Genomic DNA, 16,421 nt, shown 5'->3' with positions numbered 1-16,421 from the left:
ATTTCCCTCCAATAGGTTATTTGCGGAATGTATCGATGAATTCCTGGATGAGCGGATCAGTTGGTCCATATTTTTCATCGAATTGCTTAATATATGGTTCAAATAATTCCTGATCGATTTCATAAATCTTCATCCCAGCATCGCTAAGCGTCTTCTTGAACTCCTCTTCCTGAGCGGAACGAGTTTTTACCGCATACTCAGCAGCTGCTTTAATGGACTCATCAATGATTTTTTTATCGTCATCTGACATTTTTCCGTATTTATCTTTGTTCATCAATGCCACAGCTGGCCATACCATGTGGTTCGTTACAGCGCCATATTTTGCAACTTCATGGTACTTATTTGTGATTGATGCATCTAGGTCCATATCCATTCCATCGATAACGCCAGTCTGGATTGCTGCGTATACTTCTGGAAGTGGCAATGATTCAGGTGAAGCACCCATTGATTTGTAGAAATCCTGAAGCGGTGGACTAGGAGTAACGCGGAATGCCAGACCCTTCATATCTTCTGGCTTCTTTACTTCCTTATCCTTGAAAAGCATCACGCGGTTCCCTGCAAACAAGTAATCCAATCCTTTGATTCCCTGGCCATCCAAAGTTCCGAGGATTTTCTTCGCTACTTCTGTATCACGTGCAGCATTCGCAGCTTCCAAGTCCTTGAACGCGTATGGTGAGAACCATGCTGTAAAGGCAGGTGCACGAGAGCTCAAGTAGGCAGCCGTAATGAATCCAAAATCAACTGAACCGGAAGAAATCTGCTGTACCATATCTGCTTCAGTACCAAGCTGGCTCGCAGGATAGATTTCTACCTGCATCCTGCCATCAGAACGCTTATCCAATTCTTCTTTAAACTTCTCTGCAGCCTTATGCCACATATGATCCGTCGGGGTAATATGCGCAAGCTTGAATGAGTACTTTTCACCCGAACCTGATTTAGGCTTGGCATCCGTCTCGCTGCTGCAAGCCGCAGTCGTCAAAATTAGCACAAAGATTAATAGTGTAAGCCCAATCTTTTTAAACTTTTTCATTTCTCGCACCCCTTTTTTTCTTTTTGAAAACGCTATCATAAAAATTTCCCAACCTGTCTCTAACTGTGATTATAATCACTTTTTACTAGCAAAAGTGTAAAGTGGTTAACATAGAATGTAAATTTTATCTTTATATTTCGAATATTCTAAACTTAAAAAGAAAGCACTTAGTCTTGATAACTAAGTGCTAGATTTACATGTGAAAGAAACACTGCCAAGCTCTGCGAATTGTACGACGAAATTATCATTTGGCTCGAAAGTGACCGCCTCTGATACTGCCCCGCTTAAAATGACGTCTCCCTTTTTAATCCCTTTTCCAACTTCACCAAGCTTATTGACTGCCCATGCGACCGATGTTGCCGGGTGTCCTAGTACCGCAGCACTGGATCCAGTTTGGACCACCTGTCCGTTTTTCGACATCACCATACCTAGCTGCCCTAAGTCCAATTCGTTTGGTGACATCCACTTGCTGCCGATTAAGAATTTTGACGAAGAGCAGTTATCCGCAATCACATCAGCCAGTGTGAACTTGAAGTTTAAATAGCGACTGTCGATGATCTCGATTGCCGGTGCCACGAATTTTGTTACGCGCAGTACATCCTCAGCCGTTACGTTTGTCCCCTGTAAATCCTCTTCTATAAAAAACGCGATTTCAGGTTCCGCTTTTGGATGGATGAAAGATGTAAAATCAAGAGGTTCCCATTCCAAAGCGAGCATATCATCTGTCAGATACCCATAAATCGCTTCATGGACACCCATCATTTGCTGCTTCGCCTTGCTTGTCAATCCAAGCTTCAAGCCAATTTTCCGAGCGCCATCCTTTTCGCGTCTCTCAATCAATTTTTCCTGGATAGAATAAGCGTCAGCAAAGCTCATTTCAGGATAACGGTCTGTTACTTTTACAACTTCACGACGCTCTTTTTCAGCAGAATACAAATATTCCACAATTTCGAGGTCAACACCTTTTGTAATAGTCATTCTTACACCTCCAGCTTCCGGGCTTTTGCCAGTTCTGCAGCCACATCAAGAATCATGTCCTCCTGGCCGCCCACAACCTTCCGTTTACCCAACTCTATCAAAATATCCCTTGAATCGATTCCGAATCTCTGGCTGGCACGCTCAGCATGCAATAGGAAGCTTGAATACACTCCGGCGTAACCTAGCACTAGGCTGCCTCTATTAATTTCCTGAGGTCTCGGGATCATTGGACCAACCGTATTCTCAGCCAGGTCCATCATTTTATAAATATCGATTCCTAAGTTAACTCCCATTCGATCCAATACGGATAAAAGAACCTCCGTTTGCGCATTCCCTGCACCCGCACCGAGACAGCGGATGCTGCCATCGATCCTTGTCGCGCCTTCTTCAATCGCAGCCAGTGTATTGGCAACCGCTAATGATAGATTATTATGGGCATGAAATCCTACTTCGATAGACAACGAGTCTCGAAGAGCAGCAATTCTATCTTTTACTTCATGCGGTAAAAGTGCTCCTGCAGAGTCCGTCACATAGACAGCCTGTGCACCGTAGCTTTCCATTAGCTTCGCCTGCTCGACCAATTTTTCAGTCGGAGCCATATGGGCCATCATCAGGAATCCGAGTGTCTCCATACCAAGCTCTCGGGCCATGCTGATATGCTGTGCGGAAACGTCCGCTTCCGTTACATGGGTCGCCACACGGACAAGACTTGCTCCTAGTCCATGTGCCTGCTTCAGTTCATTGACAGTCCCGATTCCTGGTAAAAGGAGGACAGCTACCTTTGAGTTTTGACACTCATCAACCGCTGCTTCAATCAGCTTCATCTCATCTACGAGCGATTTTCCATACTGAAGCGTGGAGCCTCCCAGTCCGTCACCATGGCTTACTTCGATATAGTGCATTCCCGCCTCATCAAGCTCACGTGCCACGCGGCGGACCTGGTCTTCTGTATATTGGTGCTGCATGACATGGCTTCCGTCACGCAAGCAAACTTCTGTGATCTTGATCGGCTTATCACTTTTGCGATTCAATTCCTTCACCTAGCCTTTCGATTACACACTCTGCTTTTCAAGCATATGGACCGCAAAATCCTCAGCGACCCGGGTTGCCGCCGCTGTCATGATATCCAGGTTCCCTGCGTAAACAGGGAAGTAGTCCCCGGCACCCTCAACCTCTATGAAAACAGTCACTTTATTTCCATCAAATAATGGATCCTGCTTGAGGCGGTAGCCAGGCACATATTGCCTCACCGTTTCAATCATCTGCTCGATTGATTTCGTGATCGCACCTTCGTCCATATTTTTCACTTCACAATAGATCGTGTCCCGCATCAGAATAGGAGGCTCGGCCGGATTAAGGATTATGAGGGCCTTCCCCTTGTCGGCTCCCCCTACTTCTTCAATTCCTCTACGCGTCGTAATCGTGAACTCATCTATGTTTGCGCGAGTTCCTGGGCCTGCACTCCTGGATGAAATAGTAGCTACGATCTCCGCATAGCTGACATCAGCTGCCGAGTTAATCGCATGGACGATCGGAATTGTCGCCTGGCCGCCGCACGTAATCATATTGACGTTTTTTTCATCCAGATAAGTATCTGTTTTAACAGCTGGAGATACAAATGGCCCTCTGGCAGCTGGTGTCAGATCTATTGCAAGCTTTCCCAGTTCTGCTAAGACCTTCGCGTGCCTTACATGCGTCTTTGCTGAAGTCGCATCAAACACGATGTCCGCCAGATCAGGATTGTCCTTCAATGCATCGATTCCGTTATGGAACGCCAGATACCCCTTTTCCTTCGCCCGCTTAAGGCCATCGGATTCCGGATCGATTCCAATCATCGCTGTCAGCTCGATGACATCACTTCTTTCAAGCTTATACATAAGATCCGTTCCGATATTGCCAGAACCAATGATAGCTGCTTTGATTTTTGCCAATCTACACACCCCCTACTCAAAAGTGACCGATACTGATCCAGCCGGACCGAACTGAGCTGATACCGTGTCTCCTGCTTCAACTGCAATCGCAGCAGAAAGCGCTCCTGGTAAAATCAATTCCCCAGCTTTTAGCGTAATTCCGAACTCATGCAGTTTATTTGCCAGCCAGGCAATCGCATGTGCCGGATGGCCAAGTGCAGCTGCACCCGAGCCGGTCGCAACCATTTCACCATTTTTAGATAGCGTCATACCTACACTGCGAAGGTCAATTCCATTTATGTCTGTCATTTGCTCTCCAACAACAACCATTGCTGAAGATCCATTGTCTGCAACCGTATCAATGAGACCAATTTTCCAATCTGCAATCCGGCTGTCGATGATTTCAAGCGTTGGTACCAAAGATTTGGTCGCCATCAGGACATCGAGGAAGGTCACATTAGGTCCTTTTAGGTCTTCTCCTAGTATGAAGCCAATTTCTGCCTCGATTTTTGGGCTGAGAAGGTCACTTACCTTCACTGTAGCTCCATTTTCAACCTTCATATCATCAAGCAAATGACCATAATCAGGCTCATCTACTCCAAGCATCTTCTGCATTGCTACACTCGTAAGGCCTACCTTTTTGCCAATAACCGTCCTTCCTTGGCTGAGCTTTCTCTTTAAAACTTCAAGTTGGACATTGTAAGCATCCGTTACATTAAGGTTTTCATACTGTGCTGTTAGCGGAGGTATAGCACTTTTGCTTTTTTCCGCCTCAAGAAGCGTATCGGCGATGTTTTCAATCGTTGCGTTCATGAAATCACCCTCCTTTTCTTTTAAAAATGGTTTATAGAACAAATGAGCTCATCACTCATTTAGCGATAATACCAGTTGAAATGGATTTAATACCAGTTCAGCTAGTTTTAATACTAGTTATTCTCGATTTAATACCAGTTGGAAGACTTTTAATACCAGTTGGACTGCCATTTCACCGTTTGGGCCTAAGATATACCCCGTTGAACTTCTTATTCCGAGTTCGGGCTTATATATTCATGGATAAACTGCCTTATTATCTGGTTGGAGCAAATATATCTCCGGTTTGGCAGCTTTTTTCTCCAGTTGGAGCAAATATATCTCCGGTTTGACAGCTTTTTTCTCCGGTTTGAGCAAATATACCTCTGGTTGGTCAATTTTTATCCAGACGAATTACTTTGAAAAAAAATGCCCCTTATTTTTAAAGCTTCATCGTAATCGTCTTCGCTTCGGTATAAAACTCGAAGCTGTGCCTGCCGCCTTCGCGTCCGATGCCGCTTGCTTTTGATCCGCCAAAAGGTGTGCGCAGGTCACGGTAATACCAGCAGTTGATCCACAACAAGCCCGTATTCACTTTAGCAGCCACACGATGGGCACGTCGCAGGTCATTCGTCCAGACGACGCCAGCCAATCCATACATCGAATCGTTTGCAATCCTAACAGCGTCTTCTTCTGTTTTAAATGGAATCACAACAAGTACCGGGCCGAAAATTTCTTCCTGTGCAACGCGCATCTTATTATCCACATCGTAAAAAACAGTAGGCTCGTAGAAGTTGCCCTTTCCAAGACTAGCAATACGCTTCCCGCCTGTTGCAAGCTTCGCACCTTCAGCCAAGCCAATCTGGACGTACTCATCGACGGTTTCCAAATGCCCCTTTGAAACAAGAGCTCCCATATCCGTCTCCTGGTCAAGTGGATTTCCGACCTTTAAAGCACGAGCTGCTTCAACGAATTTTTCCATGAATTGATCGTAAATGCTCTCCTGCACCAATAATCTAGAACCTGCAAGACAAATCTCTCCCTGGTTCCTGAAAATGGCTTCAATCGATCCAGCAACTGCTTCATCGAGATTCGCATCCTCGAACACGATATTGGCAGACTTCCCGCCAAGCTCAAGTGAAACTGGAATCAGCTGTGAAGCCGCGTTTTGCATCACCGTGCGGCCTGTCGTACTGTCGCCGACAAAGGAAATCCTCCGCACTGATGGGTTACGAGTCATCTCTGTTCCTGCGGTACCGCCAGGACCCGTGATTATATTCAGCACACCTGGCGGCAATCCAGCTTCATTGGCAATTTCGCCGAGCATCACCGCACTCAATGGTGTATATGAAGCCGGCTTTACCACAACCGTATTGCCTGCCGCCATCGCAGCCGATGCTTTCCAAGTCATCTGCATGAACGGAAGGTTCCATGGAATGATCAAGCTGGTCACACCAGCCGGCGCGTATTTGGAATAAGACATATATCGAGACTGATCATAATGTTCATGGTTAATGTAGTTCGCCATTTCGGCAAAAAAGCGCAGGTTTGCAGCGGCACGGGGGATATCAAACCCTCTGCTTTCCTTAATTGGCTTTCCGACATCAAGTGTCTCTACAAACGCCAGCTCATCAACCTTTTCCATGACAAGATCGGACATCCTGACCAGGATCTTAGTTCGTTCGGCAACTGGCATTTCACTCCAGATACCACTTTCAAACGTCTTCTGAGCAACATCAATCGCCAGCTTCGCATCCTCGACACCAGCCTTTGCGACGGAGGCCAGCTTCTTGTTAGTCGAAGGGTCAATCGTATCAAATGTCTCCCCGGACATCGCATCACGATATTCACCATTAATAAATAGCTTTGCATCTTTTATTGCCTGTGGTTGAGCCAGATTCATCCTAATCCAACCTCCTCATCCTCAACTTCAACGACCATTTCGACCTCCACTGCGTTATTCAACGGAAGCTGTGCCATGCCGACAGCAGACCTTCCGTGCTTTCCACGTTCACCGAACACCTGTACGAGCAGGTCAGATGCGCCATTCATGACCTTCGGCTGATCGGTAAAATCAGGTGAACTATTCACGAAGCCAAGGACTTTTACCACACGCTTTACTTTACTAAGTTCGCCTAATTCCTGCTTCAGCACCGTCAGTAAGTTCAGCATGCACTGCCTTGCCGCATCGTAGCCAACCTCGATCGTGACATCCTCGCCAAGCCGACCACGATATTCATTCGTTCCCTGTCCCGATGTGAAGATCAAGTTGCCAGTCCTTACACAGCTTACATAATTCCCAGCCGACTGGCGGGGAGCTGGCAAGGTCAGACCTAACTCTTTCAAACGCTCTTCTGGTGTAACTAAGGCCTTTTCCATAAAATCAACTCCCCACCTTTACCGGAATGTTCAAGAACCTGAGAGCATTTTTACCGAGCATCGCTTCGGTCTGTTCCTTTGATAATCCGACAGTATCGTCAATTACCTTTCCAGGAGGAACCTCCCTCAGCAAGAATGGATAATCAGAACCCATGATGATCCGCTCATGACCAAAATTTTGAACTAAATAATTCAAATTTACCGGCTCATTTACAAGCGAATCATAGTAAAATTGCTTAGCGTAATAGCTTGGCGGCTTATCCAAAAGACGCAAATGCGGCCATACCTTCCAGCCTTGGTCAAGACGTGGGAGCAAATAAGGAAGCGCTCCACCACCGTGAGCCAGACAAATCTTCAGTTTAGGGAACTTATCCATAATCCCGCCAAGGATCAAACTTGCTCCAGCCAGCGCTGTTTCACTCGGCATTCCCACTGTGTACATCAGGTTGTGGCGCGGCATACGTTCTTTTCCAAGCGTCTCCCAAGGATGGATGAACAATGGAACTTCCCATTTCTCCGCCATTTCAAAGAACTCAATAAACCGGGGGTCATCGAGATTCACGCCATTTACATTCGTGCCAATCTCAATCCCGCTCAAGCCTAATTCATGCTTACAACGATCCATTTCACGGATTGCGACATCAACATTTTGCAGAGGAACAGCACCAAGACCGATGAATTTTGTCGGGTACTGATTAACCAAATCCGCAATGAAATCATTCTGGACACGTGCTAAAATTTCCGCATCTTCTGCGGGTGCCCAGTATGAAAACGTCACAGGGATCGGGGAAAGCACCTGCATATCGACGCCTTCCCGCTCCATATCGTTGATCCGCTTCTCAGCGCTCCACACCTGGTCGGTCACTTCACGAAACACCTTGCCGGCAATCATGATATTGGCACCGCAAGCACATGTACGCTCAAGAGTCGGCCATTTTTCCCCGCCGAAACGCTTCGTCAATTCACTGAAATTTTCAGGAATGATATGAGTATGGAAGTCTACTCGCATTTCCATTCACTCGCTTCTGGCGGCATCATATGTCCACAGTTGTTGCATTTGCGCAGCTCTTCATTTCCGTTGAAGCTTGTGATTGCTTCCTTTACCTGCTTTTCGATATTTGTCAACTGGATCGTGGCACGATGCATTTCAGCATCACAGTTGTCACAGAACCAAACGAAATCCTCAAGTTCACCTTGCGCTCGATTACGCTCGATTACCAGGCCAATTGTGTCAGCTACACGATGAGGAGAATGCGGCACATTCGGAGGGAGATGGAACATTTCGCCTTCCTTTACTTCAACGACTTCACGCTTACCTTCAGCATTGATGACTTCAACATAGCAGCTCCCCTGGATCTGGTAAAAGATTTCCTCAGACGGATCAACGTGGAAATCCCGTCTCTTGTTCGGACCGCCCAAAAGCATCACCATCAGCTCTGCATCCTTCCAGATGACCTTGTTATTGACCGGTGGCTTCAGTTGATCGCGGTTTTCCTCAATAAATTTCATAAGATTGATAGGAACAAATTGGCTTTTCATATTTTCTCGTCTCCCTTCGATTCTTGTATAATTAACCCTTGGCATGTTTTAAGAAATCAGTCCGTAACCTCTGCGGTATTGCCTTTCAATGACTTCTGCATATGAACCACTTCATCTGCCAAACTTGAAATCCGGTTCAGCAAATCTTCATCTACGATTTCATTTTCGCGGTTGAAGTGGTCGTAATTGGCGTACACATAGCTAGGTGCTACGAATGCCCTGAAATAACCAGCAATTGGCTTAAGCTGGTTTTCAATGACCAGGAAATGCTGATATGTCCCGCCATTTGCGACGAATCCCATCACCTTATTCCTGAATGCATCAGGATGAATGAGATCAAACAGATTCTTCAACACCCCGGGAATGGACCCCTGAAAAATAGGTGTACCGATCACATAAAAATCGGCAGAAGAGACTTTTTCTATCACAGCTCTTGTATCAACTGAATATTTCTCTGGCGGTCGACCGTCACAAAACTCGACGTCGTAATCCATCATATCGAGCATTTCCACCTCGATGTCAGGATATTTCTTCTTCACATCATCAAGCACTTTACGGACAACAATGCCTGTTTTCGCTCCGATGATTGTGCCTGAAATCCCAAGCAATTTCATGCAGTATCCCTCCTATTCTTGAAAAATATAAAACTACTTTCCTGCTGGCCAGCCGAGTAATGAATTGGAGATATGAATCTCACCTTCAGATATCAATTGGCGAATCCTGCTGGAAGAAATGATACTGCCTTCAGAGCAGCAGACTGGCTGAGTGACGCGCACCTTGAAATATTTTTCGAGGAGACAGATGTCACCAATCCGATCTTTGCCAAAACGAAAATCTCCTCCAACCATAATTTCAACCGGGTTAAGTTTCGCCAGGCAGTCGATGAACTCGTAAGCACTCCGTCCGGCATACACCTTATCAAATCTTGCAACTACAGCATGTTTAGCACCGAGTTTCTCGATTTTCGCCAGCTTTTCGTCGACTGTGGTCAGCATCCTTGCTCCTTGAAAAAACACCCGCGGTGGAGGATCGAATGTAAACACCACACTCGGAACCTTCAGTTTCCTTCCTCGCTGTACTGCCTGCCGGATTACCGTTTGGTGTCCCCGATGGACTCCGTCAAAGGCTCCAATCGCCACGATTGATTGAGGCAGTTCCAATGAAGAATAAATATGTGTTTTCATTCGTCCTTCTCCTCCTACAGGCTAGTTTGTAAGTGCTTCCTTATTATCAAGCTGTGCGCCCTTCAACGCCTCATCAACCATCGTTAGTGGTGTTTGGCGCTTATAGTTGTTATAAAAAATTCCACGCTTACGAATTGGATCTCCTGTGTAGTAGCGCTCATACTGCAACAGACGCTGTCCGAACGCCTCTCCGCATAGGTCCCAGGCTAATTTGAATATGCTGACACGTTCCAATGAAGAAATTCCTTCTCGGCCAACATAGTAGTTATCAATCGAACCTCTTAATTCTTCACTTTCAAAATCTGCACCTGTTGGAGACATCAGCAAGCCGCCTGCACCGACAATCTGAATGACTTCAATGGCGCGCGGGTACATTTTTGGCAGTAATCCGCGAATTGTCTCAAGTGGCACATAAGCCGGCATCGCTTCCCCATGCTCTGTCATTGTGTGCTCGTATTCTGCAACTTTCAGTAAAGCCCGGATGGACTCAAGTGATTGTGCAAGCTCACCAAGCTGATCCTGAACATTCAAGTATCCATCCACACCGATTGTATCGGCAACCTTCATCGCCACTTGTGTTGCGAATTCCAATTTTACGAGACCCCTTACACCTGATTGGTGTGCCGGCTGCTGTCCAGCACCTGTCATTGGATAGAGCTTATTTGCCGCCTCGACATTGTTATATAGGAATACGCGATCCCAAGGAACGACCACATCATCAAATACAAGCAAGGCATCCATTTCTTCGAATCTTGAAGCTAGTGGATGATCGAAGAATGAGCGCTGTCCATCCTGCATCGGCTCGCGACAAATAATGCGGAGTCCAGGAGTGTCAATTGGAATCGCAAAGGCCAGGGCGTACTTTTCATCACCAGGTGCGAATCCAGGGAAAGAGTAGATGATTACCTCATCTGTCACCGGAGCCAGCGTTGCAAGCATTTTCGCTCCCCTTACGACCAAACCGTCTGGTGTTTCCTTCACTGCACCTAGGTGAGTGTACGTGTCCTTCTGCTCATGTGAAGTCTTGCTGCGGTCATTTTGCGGGTTGATGATCGCGTGGGTTAAGAAGATGTCATTGTCACGCATGTATTTATAATAGTTACGGACATTCTCTGCCCAATTTTTATTGTATTTTTCAAAGAACCAAGAATTGTAGTACATGGATGTCACAACGACGTTCAAGAAATCCGGAGTCCTTCCCATGAGACCGAATGTTGCCTTTGCAAACGCCTCAAAAACATTGCGACGCTTGACTAAATCTTCATAGCATTTCGGTACGAGGAATGCATTATTCACTCGCTCACCGGTTTCCTCACAAACGTGAGTAATTTTATCCTGGAATTCAGGATCATGCTGCATGTCATACAGCTTTGCGATTTCAAGGATCGGCTGCTTAAACACCGGCTCCTCAAATAAATTCTCGATCCTTTTACCAGAAAGCCAAACCTCAGGTTTACGTGCTTTAACCGCTTCGATATATTGAGCCCCAGTCCTAATTCCCATATTCACCCTCCTGAAAAAATTAATTGAAAATTCATAATGAATTGTAATACTAAATTTCAAACGTAACTGTAGCCTATTTAACGTTTTTCAGAAAATAGTTTTCTTAAAAGTCTAAATTATCTAATAAATTGTAGAATTATTTTATTATTTCCCCTATGATAATGTTAGATATCAACTTCACTCATAGGGAGGTTATGGTATGGTTACGGTTTATGAAGAAGTCTTCCATTGGGAGAATTATTTGAAATACGGCACTCGCCAGTTTTTCAAAAAGAAGGAATGCATTTATAAACAGGGAGAAATGGGAGAAGGTTTTTATTACCTGCACAAGGGCCTTGTACGAATCGTGACAGAATCAGCAGCCGGAAAAGAAAATATGCTGAACATTGTCATCCCGAACCAGCTCTTAGGTGTGCAGTCACTCGACCAGAAAACTCATTTCACAACCGCAATCGCAGTAAAAGACTCCGTAGTTTATCACTTTTCGGCAGACGAATTCCGAAAACTGATGATCACCAACCCAGAACTCTTCAAACTTTTTTCGAAAAGTGTCATCCACAAAATGAAAATTCTTTTAGATCGGATAAATTTGAATGCGCTTACATCCGAACAAAAGCTAGCCGTATTACTCCACAACATCTGTGATGAATTCAAGAATTACGAGATTCCTATATCTCAGCAAGACCTTGCCTGCTGCACCGGGCTCACAAGAATCACTGTCTATAAAGTGCTCAAACAATGGCAGGAAGCTGGCATTATCGAGATTGACAACAGAAAATACTTCATAAAAAAACCAGATTTCCTAAGAAACCTGGTTGGTTAATTCACATGTGGATTATTGGCAATCTCCCTGATTTTATCAAAATCAATGATAATAATTTCACGCTTATGAAGTTCTATGTACCCCTTTTGCTTCCATTTTTGAATAATCTTGTTCACGGTGATTCGGGACGTGCCGATGTACTTAGAGAAGGCCGTCTGGTTCATCGAGGCGTTCCCGTTCTCCTGAACAAGCTTAAGCAAATAAAATGCCATTTGCTGCTCTACCGGACTGTCCAGATGAGCAATGATTTCAGCAAGAGTCCTGAATTTATAGATTAACGAGTCGGTATAAATCCCCGCCGCTTCAGGATGGTCCTTACAAATTGAGGCAATTACATCATCTGAAAAATAGTAGATTGTTGATGAACAAGTTGTCGTTCCGCTCGTTAAATAAGGCTCACCATGAACACCATGCTCACCAAAAAGCATCCCTGGAGGAACCATATTAATAATGCGCTCATCACCCTTGTCCGACAACAGCGTAATCTTAATTTCCCCCTGCTTCAAATAATAGATTCCTCTGCCCGCCTCCCCTTGAAGATAGACAACTTTGTTCTTTTCAAACTCAAACAGCTGCCCATACGACAAGTAAGGCTCCCACTGGTAACGAAGAAAATGCATATAATCACCTTCCTCTATTTAATTGGTGATTTTCCTAATAATTATGATAATTGTACCATTTTTGGAGTATCTATGCGCAAAAATAGAGAATGATGGGTGCAGTTAAAGAAATTGCTATTTTGGAGTGTGATTGTTGTAGAGTTTAATTGACATTTTGCCGCTTGATACTGGTTTCATTTGTCTTCTTGTTTAAATGGGTTTATCAGCTGAATAAGAATTCGGAGATTCAAGTTGAGCTACAAACGAATAATCGAGTTGCTGGAGAAGTTCGATGGTGAGCCATCTGGTGGTAACTACTAAGTTAGCCAAGCCTGCGGAAAACAGGTGAGCTTGGCAGCAAATGAAGGACAGATTACGATTCCAAAGTTCTTTTCATAATCTCAAGTTCTCACTCATTTCGGACTGCCTTTTCCCAGATGAAGTCCTGGTCTTTTTCTAATCTTTTGATTTGATTCAACACTTCATGGTGCCTTAAATCATTTTTGGTTTCCATTTTGTCCAACTTTGTTTCCATTTTGTCTAATTTTGTTTCCAAATTGTCCAATCTTAAATCAATGGCATCAAACTTTTTGCCATGTTCAATTTGAACAGTTTGCATACCATCCATTGTAGTTTGCATACCATCCATTGTAGTTTGCATACCATCCATTGTAGTTTGCATACCATCCATTCTCGTTTGCATTCCATCCAATGTAGTTTGCATACCATTAATTGCCTTATGCATATTGCCGAGCATTGTAATCAACTGAGACATCATACCTTCTAAACGGTCGAATCTTTCCTCTGACATTTTTCTCACCTCCTTTTTCAAATTATAAAATAAAGCTGTCGATTATGGTAGAAAAATTAACCGCCTTCCTTTATGGAAAGCGGATAAGTTTTTCTTAATGAAATAACTGCATTAACATCTTCTTCCTTGCAAAAAAGAATGATCCAACCTGTATGACCAGGTATATTCCGGCTATCATAATGAAGTGGTTCAGCAGATCTGGATTGTTCATGAGTCCTCCGACATCCGTGGACAAAATAACGATGTAGAGGAAGGCCAGCGTCGTTCCCAGCAGCGTTGGAACGAAGAAGATTGTCCGTAATTCCCTTGTTACGTTTGCCTTTACTTCTCTTGAAGTCATGCCTATCTTATATAATTTCCTGTACTTTTCTTTTTCAGTATCCACTTCGGAAAAAAGATTGAGATAAAGAAGGACAAAGGTTCCCAGAAAGAACATGATGCTTAAAAATGTTGTAACATAGAACATCATTCCATTTGTCGATTTATTCTGGTGATAATCTCCCATTTTGGAGGCAACTCGAAACAATTCTTCCTCTGCAGTAAACTCCAGATCGGGGTAATCCATTTGGGCCGTCTCCTGATTACCAGTTCGCAATTTTTCTTGTAATCGCTCAACACCATTTTTGCTTGTTTTCCAATCTTCTAAATTGATTAATTGAAGATTTAACGTGTATCCATTAACGCCCGCCTTCAAATCCTCGAATACTTCTGGGTTTACGACAATGAATTCATATGCGTTTGGCAGCAGATTGATGGCTCTTTCCGACACTTTATCCTTCATTTTAAAAGTTGACTCTTCATTCCCTGCAGACAGATTTATCGATTTGGCGACATCAAAATTGGCATATTCAGGCTCAGAGTTTAGAAAGAAAAGGAATTCGTTATCCCCCAACTTATAGTGTTGCAAAGTCAATGTGTTGAAATCTTCTAGTGACATAAAATCATAAGATTGATAGCCATCGACATATTCAAGTTTTTCATAATAATTTAAAATTGGAATAGTAATTTGTTCCTTTACATCAAGTACATCATTTAGCTCTTGAAGGCTAATGGTATTTTTCGTATCAGTCTGATAAAAAGCGACATCATACGGATTATTGTTTACTGCGTCTTTTTCTGAAGCCTTGTAAAATGTCAATAATAGTGTGCTGTAAAAGATTGTAATCATGATCATTACCGTCACAAGCATGACTATGGAAGTCATCTGTTTAAACTTATAGTCCAGGCTGCTCAGGAAAAGCAATCTGCGATAATAAAATCCTGGTAATTTTTTAGTTAGATGGATTAGAAAACTGGCAGATTGGTTAAGGGAAATATAAAGGCCCAGAAACATAGCCAGTGTCCAAAGCGGAAGGAATGCGCCAGAAGAATCCTCATAGGTAAAATAAAGAATAAAGAGTGATCCGACCATCACCAGTAGCCCTAATGCACCCAAAAGAGGACTTTTCATTTTAAGCGTTTCTGCAAACCTGTTGCTTTTCATGCTAAGGACCACAGTGCTTCTAAGTGTCTGGAACAGCGATTTTCCGACAGCCAGCAAAAAAACGGCCAAGAAAGCACCGATTGTGTAAAAAAACATTTTTGCAGAAAAATGGAATGAAACTTCCTTTATGTCAATAAGGTTCATTAACAGCATGAAAAACAGTCTCGAGAATACCGCGCCAGCCAGAAGGCCAGAAAGAATGGATAGGGTGGCGATCACTCCATTTTCCAGGACAAGCAATTTGATAAGATCCCGCCTAGCCATGCCCAAGGTCAAGAAAAGGCCAAACTCGCTTCTTCTCTTTTTCATAAAAATATTGTGGGCATAGCTGATGAAGAAAACCGTAAATATAATCAGTGCAGCTCCCGGAATGGATAGCGCATCCTGAAGACTCTCCAGTTTCTTCCCTTGCTCGACCCTGCTGTTAAAATAAACAGTTGAGAACATAAAGAAGAACATCACGGCAAAACTGTTGCAGAGATAATAAAAGATATATTTCTTGTAATCAACCTTCGCCATCTTCCAGACTACTTGATTAAATGTCATAGGTTCTTCCACCCAAGACAGCGAGATGATCCATGATTCGGTCCAGGAACTCCTTCTTGGTCCCTTTTTTAACAATGCTAGAATGTATCTTTCCGTCTTTAATAAAAACAACTTTATGACAATAGCTGGCTGCAAAAACATCATGCGTAACAAGCAAGACCGTTGTCGCAAGCTCTTCAACGATTTTTTCAAAGCATTCCATAATGACCGCAGAGGATTTAGAATCAAGATTTCCCGTCGGCTCATCGGCAAAAATGATTCCAGGGTCATTTACGAGTGCCCGGCTGACCGCAGTTCGCTGCTGTTGGCCGCCAGATATATGGTAGGGGTATTTTCCCAGGATGATTTCTATGTCAAAAAGCTTAGCCAGATCTTGGACTTTCTTTTCCATTTCGGTAACCCGTTTCTTTTCTAGTACCATTGGCAGCATTATATTTTCTTTTACTGTCAAGCTGTCTAAAAGATTGAATTCCTGAAATACAAAACCGAACTGTTTACGGCGGAACAGTGCAAGCTCATCTCCTGCCATCTCGCTTATTTCCTGACCAGCGATCGACACTCCACCAGAAGTAGGCTGGTCAATACCACTAAGAATATTCAGCAACGTGGTTTTCCCACTGCCCGATGGTCCCATGATGGCGACGAACTCCCATTCTTTCACAGAAAGACTGACTCCGTCAAGTGCTGTTGTCGAACCTTCTCCGCTCGAACTACCATATACTTTCACGATATTATTAGCTTCCAAAATAGCCATTCTTTTTCCTCCCTTTGGTTTTCGTCCGAAGTAGGCCCAGGTTCAGACATTCTCACGACTATTTCCCGATATTTTGTCTCAAGCGGCTCCTCG

The 16,421-nt window shown here is 44.0% G+C and carries 17 protein-coding genes; 1 reads left to right on the top strand and 16 read right to left on the bottom strand.

Going from position 1 to position 16,421, the window contains the following annotated elements; genetic code table 11:
* Nucleotides 1–16: 16 nt before the first annotated feature.
* The 12 genes from DYI25_RS06015 to DYI25_RS05960 all read right to left on the bottom strand — a co-directional run bounded on the left by DYI25_RS06015 (nucleotide 17) and on the right by DYI25_RS05960 (nucleotide 11,312).
* The gene (locus DYI25_RS06015) at nucleotides 17–1,030 is read right to left on the bottom strand and encodes a TRAP transporter substrate-binding protein (RefSeq protein WP_213367512.1); all 1,014 of its coding nucleotides are present in this window, start codon (nucleotides 1,028–1,030) and stop codon (nucleotides 17–19) included.
* A gap of 180 nt (nucleotides 1,031–1,210) precedes the next feature.
* Nucleotides 1,211–2,008, bottom strand: coding sequence for a 2-keto-4-pentenoate hydratase (locus DYI25_RS06010; RefSeq protein WP_213367511.1), 798 nt, complete (start codon nucleotides 2,006–2,008; stop codon nucleotides 1,211–1,213).
* A 2-nt stretch (nucleotides 2,009–2,010) separates the two neighbouring features.
* On the bottom strand, nucleotides 2,011–3,039 hold the full coding sequence (dmpG, locus tag DYI25_RS06005; RefSeq protein WP_213367510.1) for a 4-hydroxy-2-oxovalerate aldolase: 1,029 nt from the start codon (nucleotides 3,037–3,039) through the stop codon (nucleotides 2,011–2,013).
* Between the two features lie 21 nt (nucleotides 3,040–3,060).
* Complete coding sequence (locus DYI25_RS06000) at nucleotides 3,061–3,939, bottom strand: acetaldehyde dehydrogenase (acetylating) (protein WP_213367509.1); 879 nt, start codon at nucleotides 3,937–3,939, stop codon at nucleotides 3,061–3,063.
* A 12-nt stretch (nucleotides 3,940–3,951) separates the two neighbouring features.
* Nucleotides 3,952–4,731 (bottom strand): 2-keto-4-pentenoate hydratase, encoded by a 780-nt coding sequence (locus DYI25_RS05995; protein WP_213367508.1) that lies wholly within the window; start codon nucleotides 4,729–4,731, stop codon nucleotides 3,952–3,954.
* A 418-nt stretch (nucleotides 4,732–5,149) separates the two neighbouring features.
* The gene (locus DYI25_RS05990; protein ID WP_213367507.1) at nucleotides 5,150–6,610 is read right to left on the bottom strand and encodes an aldehyde dehydrogenase; all 1,461 of its coding nucleotides are present in this window, start codon (nucleotides 6,608–6,610) and stop codon (nucleotides 5,150–5,152) included.
* The gene (locus tag DYI25_RS05985; protein ID WP_041965099.1) at nucleotides 6,607–7,086 is read right to left on the bottom strand and encodes a RidA family protein; all 480 of its coding nucleotides are present in this window, start codon (nucleotides 7,084–7,086) and stop codon (nucleotides 6,607–6,609) included. The genes DYI25_RS05990 and DYI25_RS05985 overlap by 4 nt, the downstream gene beginning before the upstream one ends.
* 4 nt (nucleotides 7,087–7,090) lie before the next feature.
* Entirely contained in the window at nucleotides 7,091–8,101 is a 1,011-nt protein-coding gene (locus tag DYI25_RS05980; protein WP_213367506.1) for an amidohydrolase family protein, read from the bottom strand.
* Nucleotides 8,086–8,625, bottom strand: coding sequence for a 3-hydroxyanthranilate 3,4-dioxygenase (locus tag DYI25_RS05975; protein ID WP_213367505.1), 540 nt, complete (start codon nucleotides 8,623–8,625; stop codon nucleotides 8,086–8,088). Before DYI25_RS05975 ends, DYI25_RS05980 begins: the two co-directional genes overlap by 16 nt.
* A 56-nt stretch (nucleotides 8,626–8,681) precedes the next feature.
* On the bottom strand, nucleotides 8,682–9,239 hold the full coding sequence (locus tag DYI25_RS05970) for an NADPH-dependent FMN reductase (RefSeq protein ID WP_213367504.1): 558 nt from the start codon (nucleotides 9,237–9,239) through the stop codon (nucleotides 8,682–8,684).
* Nucleotides 9,240–9,272: 33 nt separating this feature from the next.
* The gene (locus tag DYI25_RS05965; protein ID WP_213367503.1) at nucleotides 9,273–9,809 is read right to left on the bottom strand and encodes an FAD synthetase; all 537 of its coding nucleotides are present in this window, start codon (nucleotides 9,807–9,809) and stop codon (nucleotides 9,273–9,275) included.
* Nucleotides 9,810–9,830: 21 nt separating this feature from the next.
* Complete coding sequence (locus DYI25_RS05960) at nucleotides 9,831–11,312, bottom strand: 4-hydroxyphenylacetate 3-hydroxylase family protein (RefSeq protein WP_213367502.1); 1,482 nt, start codon at nucleotides 11,310–11,312, stop codon at nucleotides 9,831–9,833.
* A 199-nt stretch (nucleotides 11,313–11,511) separates the two neighbouring features.
* Between DYI25_RS05960 and DYI25_RS05955 the strand changes: the two genes are divergently transcribed.
* Complete coding sequence (locus tag DYI25_RS05955) at nucleotides 11,512–12,135, top strand: Crp/Fnr family transcriptional regulator (protein WP_213367501.1); 624 nt, start codon at nucleotides 11,512–11,514, stop codon at nucleotides 12,133–12,135.
* On the opposite strand, the gene DYI25_RS05950 is transcribed toward DYI25_RS05955, so the two are convergent.
* From DYI25_RS05950 to DYI25_RS05935, 4 genes are all read right to left on the bottom strand, one after another.
* The gene (locus DYI25_RS05950) at nucleotides 12,132–12,755 is read right to left on the bottom strand and encodes a Crp/Fnr family transcriptional regulator (RefSeq protein ID WP_213367500.1); all 624 of its coding nucleotides are present in this window, start codon (nucleotides 12,753–12,755) and stop codon (nucleotides 12,132–12,134) included. The two genes, DYI25_RS05955 and DYI25_RS05950, sit on opposite strands and share 4 nt — an antisense overlap.
* A gap of 388 nt (nucleotides 12,756–13,143) precedes the next feature.
* The gene (locus DYI25_RS05945; RefSeq protein ID WP_213367499.1) at nucleotides 13,144–13,545 is read right to left on the bottom strand and encodes a hypothetical protein; all 402 of its coding nucleotides are present in this window, start codon (nucleotides 13,543–13,545) and stop codon (nucleotides 13,144–13,146) included.
* A gap of 94 nt (nucleotides 13,546–13,639) precedes the next feature.
* Nucleotides 13,640–15,574, bottom strand: a complete 1,935-nt coding sequence (locus DYI25_RS05940) for an FtsX-like permease family protein (protein ID WP_213367498.1) — start codon at nucleotides 15,572–15,574, stop codon at nucleotides 13,640–13,642.
* Entirely contained in the window at nucleotides 15,564–16,328 is a 765-nt protein-coding gene (locus tag DYI25_RS05935; protein ID WP_213367497.1) for an ABC transporter ATP-binding protein, read from the bottom strand. The genes DYI25_RS05940 and DYI25_RS05935 overlap by 11 nt, the downstream gene beginning before the upstream one ends.
* Between the last annotated feature and the right edge of the window lie 93 nt (nucleotides 16,329–16,421).

Source organism: Mesobacillus boroniphilus (genome assembly GCF_018424685.1).
In the GTDB taxonomy this organism is placed as follows: domain Bacteria; phylum Bacillota; class Bacilli; order Bacillales; family Cytobacillaceae; genus Mesobacillus; species Mesobacillus boroniphilus_A.
This window is presented reverse-complemented; position numbering and strand designations above follow the sequence as displayed.